Genomic DNA, 18,267 nt, shown 5'->3' with positions numbered 1-18,267 from the left:
TGCAATGAGATGTGTTCAACGTAAACCTGCCTCAGTATTTTAAGCTCAAAAAATACAGAAACCATTGTATTAACATCGCTTTGTAGAGGTTAATCAATGACTCACACACGCCAACATAACAGGAGAATCAGCATGACTCAGTCATCTAATCCACCATTCGCTTCAAAATTACCAGCCATGTGTAACGCATGGATCTTGCTCAATGAAGACGATCCATCAGGAACAAATTACAACAGTCCAAACAGTGCATTTCAGCGACTTATCACTGAAAAAGTCTATCAGACCAATGACATCATCAACTTGTGCTTCGTAGACATCGTGCCAACCAGCAATGAAACGTTCCCAACAGGTGATGGCAGCAGCCACACCCTGTTTTTAGACCATGTCACACACCCTGCCAACCCAGATGGCAGCATCCCGACGAATCAGGACTACATGGAATGGATCGTCAGAGATGCCAAGCAAGCCAATCCAAACATCAAAATCTGCCTGACCTTACTTTATGGCAAAGCAAACTTGATATCACAAATATTCCCAGATCCCACTAACCCAGATGTCGCATCAGCCGATGCTTTTGCTGCGAATGTGGTCGCCTACCTCAAGCATTACAATTTAGATGGCTTCGATATTGACTGGGAGTGGGGAAACCCTGGCATCAGTGACGACACCACGCCAGCACAATTCAAATCGGCTTTTTCAGCAATCGGCAAAGCCTTCAAAGCGAATAACTTGTTACTCACCATGGGCCCAGCCACAACCAACAACTTAGATGTAGAAACCGTCAATGAACATTTTGACATCATCGCTTTCCAAATGTATTTCAGTAACAGCCTGCCTAGCCAGTTCATTGATATTGGCGTCAAACCCGATGCTTTCGCCTACGGCGCAAAATTCGAAGCCATGACCGCAATACCCAACCCAACAGGCAAAGAACCCGGCTACCAAACAGCCCAACAAGCTCACGCCGGTATGCAAACCTACGGCTTCAAAGCCGTCACCACCTGGCGCCTGAATTCCCAAAACTACATCTTCGAACAAGACCAACAAGTGACTTTGTCGAAGTTGGTGAGGGGGGTGATTGTGAAGCGTTGAGAAAGACAGTCAGGTGGTTTTAAAGTAAACTGTATGATCACTGTAATGTAGGAATTTGATCTTCACCCTGACTTGTCGAGAAACTCCATATTTATGCTTTATTATCATGAATATTTAAGATACCAGCGTATAAGAGTGTATCTAACACCATTAAGGCCAATTAAGTTGATTGATTTGTGAATCTAAGCCCAATAAATAAGCAAAATCAAGGCATTTTTCCTTTGTGAAAAGTATAATATGTGTGTTTAATAAATTGTTAGGCAGAAGGAATGTTCTAGTGAAAATTGAGATTATTCAGGATGATCTAGAAGATGGTGCAGTTTTGGTATTACTCAATGAGCACCTGAAAGAGATGCTCAAATATTCACCATCAGAGAGTATTCATGCATTAGATCCTGAAACGCTCAATGATAGATCAATAACCTTCTGGTCCGCACGTGTTAACGGAGAAATAGCAGGTTGTATTGCCCTAAAAGAGATAGATGATAATTTTGGTGAAATTAAGTCAATGAAGACGAGTCGTCTCTTTCTAAGAAAAGGTGTCGCGGAGAGTCTTCTACAGCTAGTTCTTAAAGAAGCAAAAATGCGCGCATACTCAACAATTGGTTTAGAAACGGGAAGTAACGAGGCCTTTGCTCCGGCTGTAGCGCTGTATAAAAAACATGGGTTTGAAGAATGCGGTCCGTTTGGTAATTATGAGCTCGATGTATTTAGTAAGTTCTTTAGAAAAGGGCTACAGCTTAATACCTAACAAGGCAAAGTAGCGCGCACTAGCGTTGCTAGTGCTGGACAAATCTTCCGTGACCTCTTTGTGCTTTAACGCTACGCTAGCACAAAACGGCCACTCCAAATTTGTCGCTAATTGCGGCGTTGAACTAACCCAAAGAGTCGATTCAACTTTAGCCAACTATCCCTTACAGCCCACTCAATGATAATGGCTGATGTCTTCGGTTCTGCTTTCGTCATTGGCGGCTTTTACTGCGGTTAAGATTCTGTTCAAAGTGTCACGGTCATAAATCCGCCCATTGTTGATGACGGTTTTTATGTTTTGGGTGTGTTTGATGTCTTGTAAGGGGTTGTCATTGAGTAACAACATGTCAGCTTGGTAGCCCGCTTTAATTTTTCCCGTTTTGATGCCCATGGCTTGGGCAGGATTGGTTGTGGCGGTCTTTAATACTGCTGCATTTGACAGGCCTGCTTTGTTCAGCGCCACTAATTCTTCGTGCAAAGAAAAACCGGGCACCCTGGCTGGAACATTGGCGTCAGTGGCGGCGAGTAGTTTGACGTTATTTTGAGCAAATGCACGGATCAGCATGCGGTTGGCTTCGGCATAGGTTTTCCAGTAAATTTGGTCATCGGCTTTCTGTTCTTCTGACATGTCATCAACAATGTCATCTGGCAGGCGGTAGATGTTCACTTTGGGTAACCAGCCCAATACTGGGATGGATGGGTGGGTTGATTCGGTGATGCCGGGATTCACATATTCAAGTTCAACTTGCTGTAACACTTGATCAACATCTGCACGGATGGGTGCCAGTCCTTCCATGATGGTTAGTGTGGTTTGGACGGTGATGTCGTGTTTCAATAAATTAGATATGATGTCTTTTTTTCGAGATGCTACATGGGCCAAAAACTCATTGGCATTGCTGTAATCATAGCCAGCAAATTCACGAATCAAGGCTTTAACGATTTCTTCCACATGTCCCAGTTCGCGCAGTTCAGTGCCCCAAACTTCATCTAAGGTCATTGAAATCGGCGTGTGTCCAAGTAATTTGATGTCGTGTTTTTTTGCTGTTTCATTGAATGCCATGAAGTGTTTTTTCTTTAAGAAGGTATACACTTTAATGGCATCAAAGCCTTGTGCTTTGAGCGCCAGTAAATCATCTTCAATGTCTGCCATATCGTTGACTGGATTGATTTTTGCAGTCAATCTGTCAAACCATCCCTTGATGAAGTCGTTGCTGTTGTGGCGGCGTGAGGCGACAAACATATCAGGCCCAGGTCGGCCTTGTTCTATTTCTTGTTTCCATTGTAAATGTTCTTCACTGCCGTTCATCTCTTTGATGTGGGTGATGCCGTTGGCTAAATACAGCAGCAAATCATTGGGGCTTTGCCACAGGTGCACATGTGAATCGATCAAGCCGGGAATCAGGTATTGTCCTGTGCCATCTATCACTTGGTAACCGGTTGGTATCGAGATATCGCTGCCGACGGCTGTTATGCTGCCTTGGTGAATTACCACTGATTGATTAGGAATCATATTTGTGGCATCTTCTGACAGCAGGTTCACATGAGTTATGACCACATCAGTTTGTGCGGTTTCATAATCTGATGGGTTTACTTTTGTGGTGTATGCACCCCACAAACGGTTAACTTCTGTGTAACCATAAAAGACTGTCATGGCTGTTGTGAATAATAGGGTCAGGACGGTCCATTTGGATATTTTTTTGATGGTGTTGAAGCGCATGTTGTTGCCTTGATTTGAAAGGCTTCCAGCTTATGAATTTTAATCAATTCGGTCTGGTCGATTAGTTAAAAAACCTGATCGATTACTCAAGTTAAGGTGTTTTTCCTATAGGCACTGGGGGTTTGGCCTGTTATTTTCTTAAAAGCGCGGTTAAATGGCGGTAAGGAGTTGAAGCCATAATTCAAGGCCAATGTCAGAACTGGAATGTGATTGTTTTCTGGATTTTCTAATGCCAATTTGATGTCTTCAATGCGGTATTGGTTGATGAAGGCAGAAAAATTTTCAAAGCCCAGATGTTGGTTGATGTGTTGTCTTAATACGTGCGCACTGACGCCCAATTTTTTAGCCAAAGAGTTAATCGTTATGTTGGCTTGTAAATAGATTTTTTCGGAATCAATCAGCTGCATTAAATCGGTTTGTAGTTTGGTTTCCTTAACCGAAAGCGATTGGGATTGTTTGTTTACCACGGCATCAAAGGCAAACACCGCATCATCCACCCTGAACACCCAATAACTCATGATGAATACCAAAGGCCAAATACTGATGGCATTGATTGTTGGTTGAAATTCGGGCAACAAAACCGAGCCGAGCACAACCATGATGGTGACTGACAGCGCCACCAAAAGCATCATTTTGATGCGGGTTCTGCGTCTGGCTTCAACCAAATCATCTGTGTGACCCGTGATGGTAACAAAGACCATATGAATCGTGATGAAAAGCGCCGATATGTTGACCAAATAAGCCCACCATGTGGGTAATGACGACATATAGCCATACTGCACCAATCGTTCGGCCAGCATAATGGCCGCAACAAATGCGCATGCAACCACATGCAAAACCTGAAGTTTAAAATGCCGCTGGAACATCGATAGCACAAACAACCAAACCGACACCAACAAGCCGACATCAAGCAAACGCAGGATTAACTTCAGTTCATCGGGCAAATGAAATGCCAAGGGAGTAAACCCCAATAAATGTACCAACAAAAAGAACTGTGAAACCAACAGATAAACCATTGGTTTAGATAATTTTCTAGACGTCAGCATCACAGGCATCGACAACATCAACAGCCCAATGGCCGAAAATCTGAAAAAAGCATCAAGCCACAGCATCAGTTGCTTTGCCTCAATGAGGGTTTTTTATTGTTCATGGTTTGTAGAGGAAGGTTTCTGTTTTCATCAGTACAGGTTAACAGATTATTGGCATTTAGTCGGTGCTTTTAGGTGTTTGTTTTTGTATTAACTTCTAACCAAGCTGACGCATGGCTTAACAACATTGTTGGTTTTATTGACATTGGTTTATGCTTGAAATATACTTGACTACTCAATTATTAGTAAAGGATAAGAAATGGATTTAAATAAACACACTACACTGATGTTAGAACAAGGATATATCAACACCATGTTAAATAAAAAAGTGGATTCAAGTTTGACACCGCATGGTATCAGCTTAACTGAGTTCACCATCATGAATCAGTTAAATGAATCAAATGGCGGAGCTTTGAGTCGCATTGCTTTGGCTGATTCGATTGGACTTACAGCATCTGGGGTGACTCGTTTGTTAACACCTATGATGAAAAATAATGTGGTGAAAAAAACTGAAAACAGCAGGGATGCGCGTCAAAGTATGGTCGCGCTTACAACCACGGGTGAAGTTTTGTATCGCGATGCCTTAGTGACCTTTGGGCACAGTTGTGCTTCCGCTTTTGCTTTATTGGATGAATCAGAAGTCATTCAACTGCTGGGCTTATTGAATAAAATAAAATGCTAAAAATAAAGGATATATTGAATAGAGAAAACACATGAAAACAGCTGTAGTGATTGGTGCAACGGGTTTGGTTGGCGGTAGGCTGGTCGGTCGTTTGGTTAATGAAGCTGGTTTTAAAAAAGTCATAGCTGTTACCCGCCGGCCTGTGACTTATCAGTCTTCAAAAGTGATAAATGATGTGGTGGATTTTAACGCTTTGGAAAACCACAAAGCCAGTTTTCAAGGCGATGTGCTGTTTTCATGCCTTGGAACGACCGCCAAACAAGCAGGTTCTATAGCGGCGCAAAGGGTGGTTGATTATGATTACCAGTATGAAATCGCCAAGTTTGCAGCAGATAACGGTATGAAACATTATGTGTTGGTTTCATCGGCAGGAGCTGATGCCAACAGCAGAAGCTCGTATTTAAAGATGAAAGGTGAACTCGAAGATGCCGTGTCTTTGTTGGCTTTTGAGCGCATCAGCATCATGCAACCTTCATTGTTGTTGGGAGAGCGTGAAGGGTTTCGATTGGGTGAAACCATCGGCAGCTGGGTCATGCCCGCGTTGTGCAAATTGCCATTTCTTAAAAAGTACCGGCCCATAACTGGTGATGAAGTGGCGAAGAAAATGGTGGCTGTCGCATTAACCCCCAAAAGTGGTGCGGGTGTTAAGCAGGTGTTTGCACTGGATGAAATTTTTTAAAGTTTAAGTCCTTTCAGTCATTAACACCTCAATGCAGAGACAGCATATTCGCTTAATTCCTTTTTAAATTTGGCTTATAATGCCAGCCGTTTTACATTTGACATCGTTTCATGAAAAAAATATTCCTCATCATCAATTTCAAAACGTTAATCATCGCCACCCTTTCTGTGCTGTCGACTTACTTTTGTATCAGATACTCAATCATGGCAGATTATCCACTGACCTTGTTCGCTACAGCCATCATTTTTCCGATAGTGTTTTCAATCAATGGCGCATACAAAAGGCGTGAAATTGCGTTGATGAAATACAGTTCATTGAAAGCCCATGCCAAAGCCATCTATTTTGTTACCAGAGATTGTTTGGAAAAGCCTACAGATGCCACATTGAAAGAAGCCAAAGACACCATCAGGGGGTTGTTTTTGGCCTATCAGAATCTGTTAGTCAATCGCGTTTGTGATGTGAGAAAAAACGAAGAGGCGGTGTATCAATCGTTTTCCCGCTTGTCACGTTTCATTAAGGTGGAACTGCGTGGCAATGGTTTGGCCAGTGGCGAAGTCTCACGCTGTAACCAATATTTAAGCAAGATGTTCCTGGCTTTTGAAGATGCCAAACACATTTTTCAATACAGAACGCCAAGGACCTTAAGAACCTTCAGCACCGTTTTCATTTCCTTATTGCCTGTGCTTTATGGGCCTTATTTCGCTTTTGAGTCGCAAGATTACTCGCCTTATTTAACCTATGTGATGCCGGTGTTGTTTTCCTTGGTGTTGGTGAGTTTGTCTAACATTCAAAACCATTTAGAGAATCCTTTTGATGGTATTGGCGAAGATGACATCACGGTCAATGTCGATCAATTTATCAGCCGCTTGTATGACTGATGCGATTTTAATTGTCGATAATTGATTGAAACTTGAGCGCCAATCCAACTATACTTTTTTTATGACTATGAATTCTAATTCCAATGCCAGATTGAAGCGCAGTGTACCTTTATGGGTTTTTTTGCCAACACTGGCCTTGGCCATTCTTGGTTTCGTGTTGTTGGGAAGGGCTAACTTGAAGCACTATGATGAGGTTTATGGCATTCATGCGCAAGAATATTTCTCTAAAATGCGGGTGCTTGGACTTCTGAATCAACATAAGTTTGATGAAGCAAAAACATTGCTAGAGGGCGAAACTAACGAGCTGGGCATTGCTGTGGCACTGTGTTTAATGAATGATTGCTCAAAAGAAGCGATAAAAGTAAAGAATGCGTTTGAACATAAGCAATAAATGGCTAACCCCCCCCAAATAACCAGCAAAACCAGTGTTTTACAGCTTTGTTAATAGCCTATAATGTGTGTTTAATAAGTTGTTATGTTTACCAATGGATTTAAAATGTTTTGGCGGAAGAAAGAAAAATCTCTAAAAGAAAATGAAGTCCGGATTGATCTTCCTGACGAGTCTTATGCATTGTTAGACTGGAAGGAAGAAAACCTCCCATGTATCGGTATGCTTAATTCGGGACTAAAAGGATTTGAGCACAAAAATATATTTTCTTGGCATTTATCAGTAATTATAGATTTTGAAGACTTAATAGATAATGGAATGCCGTCTATCGCGGAGAGGGAAATTGTTGATCCGTTTGGAGATAAGCTTGAGGAAGATATAAAGGCAGGTGGAAACGCTCTTTTCCTCATCAGAGAAACTTGGAATGGTACTAGACGGTTGGTTTGGCGAGTATATGATCCTGAGATAGCGGACCAGCATCTAAAATATGTCGCTGAAAACCACAGATATCCTCGTCAATTTGATTGGCGTATGGTTCAAGACCCAGACTGGAAGGAAGCGCAATGGTATTTCGATCAATTAAAAACATAACAAGCGGTTCAAGTCTGACCTACACTGCGTCGGTTCTTTTGTGTTTAACCGCGCTACGCTCGCACAAAACAATCAACGCCGTTCCAGCGGCTTAGCTGGGCGTTAAACGCTATTCATAATTTGGACATATCGTGGAAATAATTAGAACTAAGGAATTCAAATCTGAACGTGCTTGGGGTGCAAAAGATATCGCAAATATGAACGGTATTACGACGCGCTTGCATTGGAGTGATCAGCCTTATAAGTGGCATGTAAATGACGGCGAAGAAGTGTTTGTTGTTTTAGATGGCGTTGTTGAAATGTTGTTTAAAAAAAATGGAATTGAGCAATCAGCAGTGCTAGAAACTGGTGATATATTTTATGCCTCTATTGGAACTGAACATGTTGCGCATCCTCGTGGTGAAGCAAGAATCTTAGTCATAGAATCAGAAGGAAGCGTATAACAAGTTGTTGAAACGAAATAAAAACAGTTGACCATCGCTTCGCGATTATAGTCAGCTATTTTTACCTGCATAGCTAGGCGTGAGTCTTAGCAATAGGCCTGTAGGTGCATTAAGTCGACTCAGAAAAAACGCCAAAAATGGTCGAAACGTTGCGGTTTTTTCTTAAACAGATATTTAATTTTGGTATTTTCTAATATAAGAAAAAGAAGCGATGTTGAGACTCACTAACATGACTCATGGTCTATGGCTTTTTAATCGACTTTTCGCTACAATCTTTACAGTTCAAAAAGCATCCCTAATTATGAAAAAAATCTTTTCCGCCTTGGCGGTGATGGCTTTGTCATTACCTGTTCAGGCACTTGAGTTGTCGCCTTGTTATATTGGCAAGGGCGGTGTCAGTAAAAAAGCGCAGTGTGGTCAATTAACGGTTCCTGTTAATAGAGACGTTCCTGATGTGACGATTGATTTGAATGTGGCTTTGATTGCCGCACCTTCTGATAATAAAGCCGATGATCCGATTGTTTTATTGGCCGGTGGCCCGGGTCAAGGCGCAGTAGAAACTTATGCAGGATTGAGTCGTGTTTTCCACTCTTATATGCGTGACCGTGACATCATTTTGGTTGATCAACGAGGCACCGGTAACTCACATCCTTTGCGCTGTGAAATCGAGGATGAAGACGTGGAGACATTGTTGGACTATGAGTCTGATGGTTGGAAAGTTTGGTTGAAAGATTGTAAAGACAGCATGGATGTGGACACAGATTATTTCACCACCACCGATGCGATCAAAGACTTGGAAGCTGTCAGGCAGGCTTTGGATATTAAGCAATGGAACATTTATGGTGGTTCTTACGGAACACGTAAGGCATTAACCTACATGAAAATGTTTCCAGAATCGCTGCGTGCTGTGGTGTTAGATTCAGTGGTGCCTCAAAGTGAACCTTTGGCTTCTTCTCATGAAGCCAATTTGCAAAACACCTTACGCGCTGTTTTTGAGCGATGTGAAGCCGATGTCTCATGTAAAGAAGCTTTTGGTGATGCTGAGCAGCAAATGTGGAAATTATTCCAAACTTTAGAGGAATCCCCTGTTGAGTTGAGCATGATCAGCCCAGCTTTGGGTGAGCGTGAAGAACTGACCTTTTCTAAGGAGTATGCGGCGATTGCATTGCGCATGTTTTCATATGGCCCTGAAACCATGGGCTTGATACCTTTGATGGTGTCTTTGGCCAATCATGGTCAATATGAAACCATGGCTTATCAGTCTTTAATGGTAGGCGCCAATTTAGAAGAAAGTTTAAACAATGCTTTAGAGCTGTCTGTGATTTGTGCTGAGGATGTACCGTTCATGGCAGACAAACAGCCTGAAATGTCGAATTATATTTTTGGTGATAAATTTTATGAATTGATCAAAGCACGTTGTGACATTTGGGACAGCCCAAGGGCGGATGCATCGTTCAAGGAAGATGTGGTATCAGACATTCCGACTTTGTTGTTATCAGGTGAGTTAGATCCTGTGACGCCACCGGCTTTTGCCGATAAAGCGATGCAAACGCTGAGTAATTCCCAACATTTAGTGGCCAAAGGGCAAGGTCACATTGCTGTGACGCGTGGTTGTATGCCAAAAATATTTGGCCAATTTATCAAAGATCCTGAGGTAGAGTTGGACACAGAATGCATGAAAAGTTTCCAAGACTTGACCTTTTTCGTTAACCTCAATGGGCCAAAAGAATGATTTCAGTAAAATCTATCAGTAAAAGCTTCGGTGAAGTCGAAGCAGTAAAAAACGTTTCTTTGGAAGCCCCTGACGGACAAATTACCGCTTTGTTGGGCGCCAATGGTGCAGGTAAAACCACGTCCATGCGGATGATATATGCTTTGATCAAACCGGCGACTGGATCGGTGACTGTTGATGGGATTGACTCTGTAGTTGATCCGATTGGAGCCCGAGCTCGCATGGGTGTGTTACCTGATGCTCGCGGCCTTTACACCCGGTTGACCGCACGTGAAAATATTGAATATTTTGGGCGTTTGCAAGGCATGAATGATGCTGATATAAACCTTCGAATAGATGAAATGGTTGAGCGTTTGGGCATGGAAAAATTCATTGAACGCAAGACCGATGGTTTCTCTCAGGGTCAAAGGGTCAAAGTGGCTTTGGCACGTTGTTTAATTCATGACCCGCAAAATATTTTGTTAGATGAGCCAACCAATGGCTTGGACGTAATGAGTACACGAGGCGTGCGTAATTTTTTACGTGATGAAAAAGCCAAAGGCAAGTGCATTTTGTTTTCATCGCACGTGATGCAAGAAGTATCGGCAGTGTGTGATGACATTGTGGTGATAGATGCAGGCGCGATACGCTCTCGTGGTTCTGAGGCTGATTTGTTGACAGAAACGGGCAGAGACAATTTAGAAGATGCCTTTGTGCATTTAGTAACAGGAGGTCAGCTATGAGTCGTTCTGCATTCAGTACGGTGTATTGGAAAGAGGTGTTCGAAAACCTGAGGGACAAACGCACCATGATGTCTTCGGTTTTAATGGGTTCTGTTATGGGGCCATTGTTGATGGTCGGTTTAATGAACATGACGGTCAAAATGCAAAAAGACAAGTCAGAAAAGCCTTTGGAATTACCCGTTGTTGCGATGGAACATGCGCAGAGCATGAAGACGTTTTTGTTAAGCCAAGGTGTTGAACTCATAGAAATCGACAAATCTCCTGAACAGGTGATTAAAGACAAAGACCATGATGTGGTTTTAGAGATTGATGAAGGATTCGCTGAGGCAGTCAGCAACGGAGAACCGGCAAAAGTGATGCTTTACTATGATGATTCAGCCAAAGGCGCGGCAAAGGTGACGGTACGCCGTGCCCGAGCATTGGTGAATGGTTACAGCAGGGGCATTGGTAACATGCGTTTACAGTTGCGTGGAATTCCACAGTCATTGACTCAAGTTATATATATTGAAGACCATGATTTATCGACAAAAACTTCTCGTGGTGCACAGTTTTTAAGCTTTTTGCCATACTTTTTGATCATTGGTTTGTTTGCAGGTAGCATGTATTTGGCGATTGATACCACTGCGGGTGAAAAAGAACGGAAGTCGATGGAGCCGTTGTTTTTGAATCCAGTGTCACGAAGTGCGATTTTGTCTGGTAAATTGGCAGCGACTGTCAGTTTTGGATTGTTGACTTTGGTCCTGACGGTATTGGCCTTCAAATTAACCTTGCCTTGGTACCCATTTGAAAAACTGGGTATGAGTTTCGACTTGGATATCATGTCTATGGCGCTGATGTTTTTGGTGTTGGCACCTTTGGCATTGTTAGCGGGTTCAATTCAGACGATAATTGCGGCTTTTGCCAAGACATTCCGTGAGGCGCAAACTTATGTGGGGTTGTTGATTATGATTCCCATGATACCCAGCATGATGCTGATGTTCTTGCCGGTGAAAGAAAAGCTCTGGATGATGGCGATTCCCATTTTGAACCAAAACTTAATCATCAATCAAATGATTCGTGGTGAAGTGGTGGGCTGGGATGCGATTTTAGTGACCATTTTCAGTACCTTGTTACTTGGCTTGATTTTGGCTTGGGTTGCTGTTCAGTTATACAACCGAGAAAAAATGCTGTTTTCAGACTGATAAGATGTCAGTACACGAGGTTTTACAGGAAAGGTCATTGGGCTTTTCCTGTGACCTGAAATCAATAAAAATGCTGGTGTTTTGTGGTAAAAAGCATTATTTTATAACCTTTAATTGTTGAATCCTTCATGAAAAAGTTTGCTTTAGTTTGTTTGGTTTTGCTGTCTTCTTTGGCAATTGCAGGAACCACTTTGTATAAATATACAGACCCTAATGGTGTCACACATTACAGTCAAACCAAAATTGATGACCGGTATGAAGCCGTTGAGGCGCAGCCAGTTTCTGTGGTGCCTTCACAATTGAAAACCACACCCAATCCAAAAGTCAATGAAGAAAAAGAAGTGTCTTCTAAAGAGCTGATCAAATCTTTTAAATTAACCAAGCCAAAACAAGAAGAAAATTTATGGGGTACTGGGCTTTCAGTAACAGCTTCAGTGGATGTTGAGCCTGGCTTACTAGAAATTTATGATATCCAATATGTGATAGATGGTAAAAGCAAGCCAGCGAATAGCCGAGCCACACAAAAGTTTGAAAATATTTACCGTGGTGAACACAAAATCTATGGCCAGTTGGTAGAAAAAGGCAGTAATCGGGTGGTGAAAAAAACCCAAGTGGTGACATTTTTCATGCATCAGCAATCAAAAAAGTAACCCAAAGGCGTGTATTACCCAGTCGATCACGTCTTGAAATAAAAAAGAAAAATTAACCGCGCTGGGCCTTGTCTTGAAACCTAATTTAGGGAATTAAACGACATTTGCCAAAAACTTCTACGAAGCATATAATAGTTATGTTCTTATTGTACGGAGTGGTTATGTCTAAATTTGCTTTATCGTTATTGTGCCTTTATTCATCAATGTCTTTTGCCGATAAAAAGGCTCATGAAACCTGGGGGCAAGGTGAACAATTTCATCACATGAAGCAGTTGCCAGAGTCTAAGCAGTTTTCAGCAGCACCATCTAAGAACAGAGGTATTCATACCAGCTATCAAGTCAGCATAAACAATCAAGGTGATAATGTTCTTGGCGATGCGGCTAATGAACCATCGATTGCAGTTAATCCACTCGATCCCAGTCAAATGGCCATAGGTTGGCGACAATTTGGCAGTGTCCAAAGTGACTTCAGAGAAGCAGGAAGCGCCTATTCATCAGATGGCGGAAAAACATGGCATAAAAATGGTCCTATTGAAGCGGGTAAGTTTCGATCAGACCCGGTGTTGAGTAGTGACGCAGATGGTACTTTTTTCTATCAATCATTACGGGTTGTGAATCCAAATAACTTGAATACTGCTGATTTTTATGTGGATCAATGGCGCTCTAATGACGGTGGGAAAACATGGACTGACAAAACCTATGCATATGCTGGTGATAAAAGTTGGTTTGCCATTGATGAAAATAATTCAGCCGATAGGGGTAATATTTATGCTGCTTGGAATGTGGCTGGGAATGGTTTTTATCCACACACTTTTAACTATTCTACAGACAACGGACAAAGTTTTCATGCCCCAATTACAATACCAATGAAGCCAATCTTTGGTACAGTAGCAGTGGGCTTTGATGGAGAAGTTTATGTGGCTGGTGTGGATGGAGATTTAAGTCACCTGGGTGCGGGTTATGTGCTTCGTTCTAACAATCCAATAGCAACTATGTTTCCGGATTTTGCTCAAATTACTTCACTTGACTTAGGAGGTGGTTTAAGAACAGGAGCAATCAACCCAGTGGGTTTATTAGGTCAATTGTGGGTGGCGACAGATAAATCACAACGGCACAGCAGGGGGAATGTGTATGTTTTCGCATCTGTTAAGCCATGGGCGCATTCTGATCCTTTGGACGTTCATTTCCAAAGGAGTACTGATGGAGGCATCAGTTTTGAACCTTTCAAAAAAATCAATTCAGATCCATCCCGAAGAAACTATCAATGGTTTGGAACCATGGGAGTTGCGCCGAACGGGCGCATAGATGTGACTTGGTACGATACGCGAGATCATCAAACCATGGGCCAGCCTAAGCGCTCTGAACTGTATTATAGCTATTCTTATGATGGCGGATTGACATTTGCTAAAGAGCAGCCGATTACACCTGTTTTTTGGCATAACAGGGGCTATCCAGTTCAGCAAAAATTGGGTGATTACATAGATATTGTTTCAGACAATGGAGGGGCACATATAGCTTATGCGGCGACATTGAATGGTGGGCAAGATGTATATTATGTATATGCAAGGCCAACATTGCACGAAGAAAACCCCAATTTTCCAGCACATGAAATGGACAACGCCTGGTACAACCCGAACAGCCCAAACCAAGGTATATTTACCAAAACGTTGGTGTTAAACCCTAACAGTACCAACCCACAGCTACAAAATTTTGAGGCAGTCTTTACTTACACACCAGCAGGTGACCCAATCTGGTTTACATTACAAAATGATCACCCTTTAACGGGGGACAGCATCACATTCCCAGTCTTAATGCCTTCAGGTGAAATGGTTGATGGAAAACCGCAAATTCGTGCTGTGGGACTGGCAGTAAAGTCGCGGATGTATGATGATGAAGGTGAGTTTATACCACACCGCATGCATTATGAGTTTGATATGACAGAAACAGTTAAAAATCAAGTGATGAGTTTGACTGCCGGAACATCATATTTCGATGAATCATTTTATGTTAATAATGTTTTTTATGGCACATCCAAGTCCATAGAATTAGAACCTTTGGTGCCTATTGATCAAGTCCGTGATGACTTTTGTCACCCACAAGGCCAGGCGTTGATTGCAGATGGAGAGTCATCTGAAGGTCGGGTTCAATTCAGTTTTCAAAGAGGGGATAAGTTGAATGTGTTTGGAGCCGATTTCAGCTATAAGAAAGCCGTTGATGATGAAGGAAATGTCAGTTTGTTGTTAGATCAGAATGGCAAGGTTCAACCTGTTTGGTATACACTAAATTCTTTGAATGAAGGGGTATCTGATAATGGAGATGTCGATAATCAAATTGATTATTCAACAGGAGGTGTGGGTTTTTTTGAAATCACAAGCTTATCTCCAAACATTGTTACTGTGGGGCAAGAGCAGATCAGACAAAGTCATTCAACTGGCTTTAAAGTGACTAAACCCACTGGAGAAATAGAACAACAGTTTATTTTGGCGATAAATTCTTATTGTGAATTGCCTGATTGATGAGGAAAACACTGAAGATACGCAGATAATCAGTTAAAATGCACCGTTTTATTTTTTAAAGATTACGGTCATGAAAACCACTCAATTTCACATTGTTACAAGGAAAGAAACACCGCAAGACGCTGAAATCATTTCTCATCAGTTAATGATACGCAGTGGTATGATCCGTAAATTAGGAGCGGGACTGTATACCTGGTCGCCTTTAGGTGTTCGAGTTTTGCAAAAAGTCGAAAACATTATTCGTGAGGAAATGAATAAAGCCGGCGCCTTGGAAATGTTGATGCCAGCGGTACAACCAAAGGAGTTGTGGGAAGAAACAGGCCGGATAGATGATTTTGGTGGACAGTTATTGGCCATTCATGATCGTGCTGAGCGAGACTACTTTTTTGGCCCTACGCATGAAGAAGTGATCACTGATTTTGTCCGAAATGAAGTTAATTCTTACAAGCAATTGCCCATTAACTTTTATCAGATTCAAACCAAATTCCGCGATGAAATCAGACCACGTTTTGGTGTCATGCGCTCAAGAGAATTCATTATGAAAGATGCTTATTCTTTCCACATGAATAAAGAATCATTGGTAGATACTTACGAAAAAATGCATGATGCTTACACCAACATCATCAACCGCATAGGTTTGGATTTCCGTTGTGTGTTGGCTGACTCAGGTGCCATTGGAGGATCGGGCTCACAGGAATTTCATGTCATTGCTGATTCTGGCGAAGATGCAATCATGTATTCTGACACGGGTGAGTATGCAGCTAATATTGAAAAATGTACGGCTGTTTCATTGATAGCTGAACGTGCGCAGGCGACAAAAGAAATCGAGAAAGTGTCAACACCTACACAAAAAACGATAGAAGAAGTGGCTGCTCACTTGACTGTCACTAAAGACCAAACGATTAAAACCTTGTTGGTAGAGGGTTCAGAGGGTCCTGTGGCTTTGGTCGTCCGTGGAGATCACCAATTGAATGAAATTAAAGCCAACAATTTATCTGCGGTAGCAACACCATTCCGCATGTTGAATGACGATGAAATCAAAACAGTGGCGGGCTGTGATGCCGGCTTTATAGGTGTTAAAGAGTTGAATTGTCATGTCATCGTTGATGCAACGGTGGCAAACATGTCAGACTTTGTATGTGGCGCTTCGGAAAACGGTTATCATTTGACGGGTGTGAATTGGGACAGAGATGCCAGTTTTCAGCAAGTTGAAGATTTACGTGATGCTCAAGTGGGTGATCCAAGTCCAGATGGTGTTGGTACTTTGAAAATGGCACGTGGTATTGAAGTGGGCCATATTTTCCAATTGGGCAGTAAGTATTCAGAAGCAATGAAAGCAGTTGTTCTGAATGAACAAGGCAAGTCACAAGCGATGGAAATGGGTTGTTACGGGATGGGCGTAACACGCATGGTGGCTGCGGCGATTGAACAAAACCATGATGAGAAAGGCATCATCTGGCCTGCTGGAATTTCTCCGTTTCAAGTGGCGATTTTACCGATGAATTATCAAAAGTCCGAGCGTGTACGTTTAGCAGCTGATGAATTATATGCTGAGTTAACGGCGTTAGGTATTGAGGTTATTTTGGATGACCGAAAAGTGCGTCCAGGCTTTATGATGTCAGACTTTGAATTGCTGGGAGTACCACATCAGGTCATCATTGGTGATCGCGCCTTAGACAGGAATGAAGTGGAATACCGTGCACGTATTGATATGGCGTCAAAAGATGTGTCACGTGATACAATCATTTCATTCTTATCACAAGCCATCAACGCATGAAACGAATCAAAGGTTCAATTAAAGAAGGCGCGGTATTTTTAAAGAATGCCATGGCCAATCCTAAGGAGGTGGCTTATGTTTTTCCTTCTTCACCTTGGTTGGTTAATAAAGTGGCAAAAGTGGCCAAGTTGGATAAAGCCAAAAGAATCATAGAATTGGGTCCTGGTACTGGCGGTACAACGCGTGCTATTTTGAAACAAATGTCACCAGATGCGGCCTTGGTGAGTGTAGAAATCAATGCTAAGTTTATTGAGCACATGAATAAAACCATAGATGACAAGCGCTTAACCATCAGTGATAAAGGTGCTCAGAACTTACCAGAAATTATCACAGACCAAGGTTGGGAAGACGTGGATGTCATCATATCTGGCATACCATTTTCAACCTTACCCAAAGGATTAGATTTGGCGATTATGGATGGTATACATGAGACACTAAAACCTGAGGGCATGTTTTTGGCCTACCAACTCAGGGATCATGTGAGTAAATTAGCTGAACCGCTGTTTGGTCCTTATACGTTCAAAATGGTTGAGTATAAAAACCTACCGCCCATGCGGATTTACACTTGGGAAAAAAAGTAAGCTTCTGTCGTTTATTTTAAAAAGCACCTTCATCATGAGCGGCACCTACGAGTGCCGCTTTTTCGTGGTTGCTTAAGTTGTTGTTTTGCCAATATACAATCAGGTGTGGGTGTTTGGTTTGTTCAAATCCAACTGCCATGTCAATTTTGTAAGCACCTTGGTGGCCTACATGACCAAATACAGCATCGCAATCTGTCAGCAGTTTGACTGATTCTGATAGCATCACAAAGGCAACACCACCTTGTGCTGATAATTGTTGACGTAAGTTTTTAGGTACTTGTCTTAGAGCGCGTGTGTTAACACACATGCCTCCACCCAAATATATTTTGTCTTTATGAGTAAAGTGTACGTAGCCTAAGGTCAAAGTTTTTCCTTGCTCGCTGAGCAATAATACAAAGTGTTTCGGGAAGTTGGGAACGGGGTCACCAAAAGATTGTTGGAATAATTCTGCAGCAAAAGGGGCTGCATCATTGACTTCTACTAATGTGAGTTGGCTGTGCTCAGAAAACGACATGATGACTCGAGACAAAAAGCCTATTGTAAACAATTGTTGAGTGTAATCAATCGAAGATTAAAGAGGTGGAGTTACAGAAATCAAGAGAGTTAAAAAGCGTTAGGGGAGGAATAATTTCTGTAACTCCGTTGCTTGCTTATGGTTCATACTACTACTAATTACTACGTACGTCAATTACTATTTTATATAAGATTTCTTAATTAAATGGTTAATTGCCGTTTAATATATAGACCATTGTAGTCCCATAAAAGTTACAAAAAATGTGCCGAAAGTCCTTCAAATAGCC

At 42.0% G+C, this 18,267-nt stretch carries 18 protein-coding genes; 15 read left to right on the top strand and 3 right to left on the bottom strand.

From position 1 onward, the window contains the following. Nucleotides 1–132 precede the first annotated feature (132 nt). Entirely contained in the window at nt 133–1,092 is a 960-nt protein-coding gene (locus tag FET73_RS11640) for a glycosyl hydrolase family 18 protein (protein ID WP_179952255.1), read from the top strand. A gap of 277 nt (nt 1,093–1,369) precedes the next feature. Then, a complete protein-coding gene (locus FET73_RS11635; protein WP_343032285.1) occupies nt 1,370–1,843 on the top strand; it encodes a GNAT family N-acetyltransferase in 474 nt (157 codons plus the stop codon). Between the two features lie 174 nt (nt 1,844–2,017). On the opposite strand, the gene FET73_RS11630 is transcribed toward FET73_RS11635, so the two are convergent. Next, on the bottom strand, nt 2,018–3,493 hold the full coding sequence (locus FET73_RS11630; RefSeq protein WP_218944317.1) for an amidohydrolase family protein: 1,476 nt from the start codon (nt 3,491–3,493) through the stop codon (nt 2,018–2,020). A 152-nt stretch (nt 3,494–3,645) separates the two neighbouring features. After that, on the bottom strand, nt 3,646–4,671 hold the full coding sequence (locus FET73_RS11625) for a helix-turn-helix transcriptional regulator (RefSeq protein WP_154224132.1): 1,026 nt from the start codon (nt 4,669–4,671) through the stop codon (nt 3,646–3,648). A gap of 235 nt (nt 4,672–4,906) precedes the next feature. Here FET73_RS11625 and FET73_RS11620 point away from each other — a divergent pair, with 235 nt between their 5' ends. From FET73_RS11620 to FET73_RS11560, 13 genes are all read left to right on the top strand, one after another. Then, nucleotides 4,907–5,329, top strand: coding sequence for a MarR family winged helix-turn-helix transcriptional regulator (locus FET73_RS11620; protein ID WP_154224131.1), 423 nt, complete (start codon nt 4,907–4,909; stop codon nt 5,327–5,329). Between the two features lie 31 nt (nt 5,330–5,360). Continuing rightward, nucleotides 5,361–6,008, top strand: a complete 648-nt coding sequence (locus tag FET73_RS11615) for an NAD(P)H-binding protein (RefSeq protein ID WP_154224130.1) — start codon at nt 5,361–5,363, stop codon at nt 6,006–6,008. A 110-nt stretch (nt 6,009–6,118) separates the two neighbouring features. Further along, nucleotides 6,119–6,886: a hypothetical protein gene (locus FET73_RS11610; protein WP_154224129.1), complete on the top strand. Its 768-nt coding sequence runs from the start codon at nt 6,119–6,121 to the stop codon at nt 6,884–6,886. Nucleotides 6,887–6,911: 25 nt separating this feature from the next. Continuing rightward, the gene (locus tag FET73_RS11605) at nt 6,912–7,277 is read left to right on the top strand and encodes a hypothetical protein (protein ID WP_154224128.1); all 366 of its coding nucleotides are present in this window, start codon (nt 6,912–6,914) and stop codon (nt 7,275–7,277) included. A gap of 84 nt (nt 7,278–7,361) precedes the next feature. Further along, the gene (locus tag FET73_RS11600) at nt 7,362–7,865 is read left to right on the top strand and encodes a DUF695 domain-containing protein (RefSeq protein WP_154224127.1); all 504 of its coding nucleotides are present in this window, start codon (nt 7,362–7,364) and stop codon (nt 7,863–7,865) included. A gap of 131 nt (nt 7,866–7,996) precedes the next feature. Then, complete coding sequence (locus FET73_RS11595; RefSeq protein ID WP_179952253.1) at nt 7,997–8,308, top strand: cupin domain-containing protein; 312 nt, start codon at nt 7,997–7,999, stop codon at nt 8,306–8,308. 301 nt (nt 8,309–8,609) lie between these two features. Continuing rightward, entirely contained in the window at nt 8,610–10,040 is a 1,431-nt protein-coding gene (locus FET73_RS11590) for an alpha/beta hydrolase (protein ID WP_179952252.1), read from the top strand. After that, complete coding sequence (locus tag FET73_RS11585) at nt 10,037–10,762, top strand: ABC transporter ATP-binding protein (RefSeq protein ID WP_154224125.1); 726 nt, start codon at nt 10,037–10,039, stop codon at nt 10,760–10,762. Before FET73_RS11590 ends, FET73_RS11585 begins: the two co-directional genes overlap by 4 nt. Then, complete coding sequence (locus FET73_RS11580; protein WP_154224124.1) at nt 10,759–11,943, top strand: ABC transporter permease; 1,185 nt, start codon at nt 10,759–10,761, stop codon at nt 11,941–11,943. The genes FET73_RS11585 and FET73_RS11580 overlap by 4 nt, the downstream gene beginning before the upstream one ends. Nucleotides 11,944–12,071: 128 nt before the next feature. Further along, on the top strand, nt 12,072–12,593 hold the full coding sequence (locus tag FET73_RS11575; RefSeq protein WP_154224123.1) for a DUF4124 domain-containing protein: 522 nt from the start codon (nt 12,072–12,074) through the stop codon (nt 12,591–12,593). Nucleotides 12,594–12,754: 161 nt separating this feature from the next. Then, on the top strand, nt 12,755–15,109 hold the full coding sequence (locus FET73_RS11570; RefSeq protein WP_179952251.1) for a sialidase family protein: 2,355 nt from the start codon (nt 12,755–12,757) through the stop codon (nt 15,107–15,109). 70 nt (nt 15,110–15,179) lie between these two features. Continuing rightward, nucleotides 15,180–16,886 carry a proline--tRNA ligase gene (locus tag FET73_RS11565; protein WP_154224121.1) on the top strand — a complete coding sequence of 569 codons (1,707 nt, stop codon included), beginning with the start codon at nt 15,180–15,182 and terminating at the stop codon, nt 16,884–16,886. Next, nucleotides 16,883–17,467 carry a class I SAM-dependent methyltransferase gene (locus FET73_RS11560; protein WP_154224120.1) on the top strand — a complete coding sequence of 195 codons (585 nt, stop codon included), beginning with the start codon at nt 16,883–16,885 and terminating at the stop codon, nt 17,465–17,467. The genes FET73_RS11565 and FET73_RS11560 overlap by 4 nt, the downstream gene beginning before the upstream one ends. A 16-nt stretch (nt 17,468–17,483) precedes the next feature. Here FET73_RS11560 and FET73_RS11555 read toward each other — a convergent pair whose 3' ends face one another. After that, nucleotides 17,484–18,014, bottom strand: a complete 531-nt coding sequence (locus tag FET73_RS11555; RefSeq protein WP_179952250.1) for a hypothetical protein — start codon at nt 18,012–18,014, stop codon at nt 17,484–17,486. Nucleotides 18,015–18,267 lie beyond the last annotated feature (253 nt).

The sequence above is a fragment of the Marinicella rhabdoformis genome (genome assembly GCF_009671245.1).
Taxonomy (GTDB): domain Bacteria; phylum Pseudomonadota; class Gammaproteobacteria; order Xanthomonadales; family Marinicellaceae; genus Marinicella; species Marinicella rhabdoformis.
Note: the sequence above shows the minus strand (reverse complement) of the source record. Positions and strands in the feature narration are given on the sequence as shown.

What these genes read in the sequence shown, in the direction of transcription:
- FET73_RS11575 (WP_154224123.1), top strand. Translation starts at nt 12,072, where the DNA reads ATGAAAAAGTTTGCTTTAGTTTGTTTGGTTTTGCTGTCTTCTTTGGCA.
- FET73_RS11610 (WP_154224129.1), top strand. Translation starts at nt 6,119, where the DNA reads ATGAAAAAAATATTCCTCATCATCAATTTCAAAACGTTAATCATCGCC.
- FET73_RS11585 (WP_154224125.1), top strand. Translation starts at nt 10,037, where the DNA reads ATGATTTCAGTAAAATCTATCAGTAAAAGCTTCGGTGAAGTCGAAGCA.
- FET73_RS11570 (WP_179952251.1), top strand. Translation starts at nt 12,755, where the DNA reads ATGTCTAAATTTGCTTTATCGTTATTGTGCCTTTATTCATCAATGTCT.
- FET73_RS11640 (WP_179952255.1), top strand. Translation starts at nt 133, where the DNA reads ATGACTCAGTCATCTAATCCACCATTCGCTTCAAAATTACCAGCCATG.
- FET73_RS11580 (WP_154224124.1), top strand. Translation starts at nt 10,759, where the DNA reads ATGAGTCGTTCTGCATTCAGTACGGTGTATTGGAAAGAGGTGTTCGAA.
- FET73_RS11560 (WP_154224120.1), top strand. Translation starts at nt 16,883, where the DNA reads ATGAAACGAATCAAAGGTTCAATTAAAGAAGGCGCGGTATTTTTAAAG.
- FET73_RS11620 (WP_154224131.1), top strand. Translation starts at nt 4,907, where the DNA reads ATGGATTTAAATAAACACACTACACTGATGTTAGAACAAGGATATATC.
- FET73_RS11615 (WP_154224130.1), top strand. Translation starts at nt 5,361, where the DNA reads ATGAAAACAGCTGTAGTGATTGGTGCAACGGGTTTGGTTGGCGGTAGG.
- FET73_RS11625 (WP_154224132.1), bottom strand. Translation starts at nt 4,671, where the DNA reads ATGCTGTGGCTTGATGCTTTTTTCAGATTTTCGGCCATTGGGCTGTTG.
- FET73_RS11630 (WP_218944317.1), bottom strand. Translation starts at nt 3,493, where the DNA reads ATGACAGTCTTTTATGGTTACACAGAAGTTAACCGTTTGTGGGGTGCA.
- FET73_RS11590 (WP_179952252.1), top strand. Translation starts at nt 8,610, where the DNA reads ATGAAAAAAATCTTTTCCGCCTTGGCGGTGATGGCTTTGTCATTACCT.
- FET73_RS11565 (WP_154224121.1), top strand. Translation starts at nt 15,180, where the DNA reads ATGAAAACCACTCAATTTCACATTGTTACAAGGAAAGAAACACCGCAA.
- FET73_RS11600 (WP_154224127.1), top strand. Translation starts at nt 7,362, where the DNA reads ATGTTTACCAATGGATTTAAAATGTTTTGGCGGAAGAAAGAAAAATCT.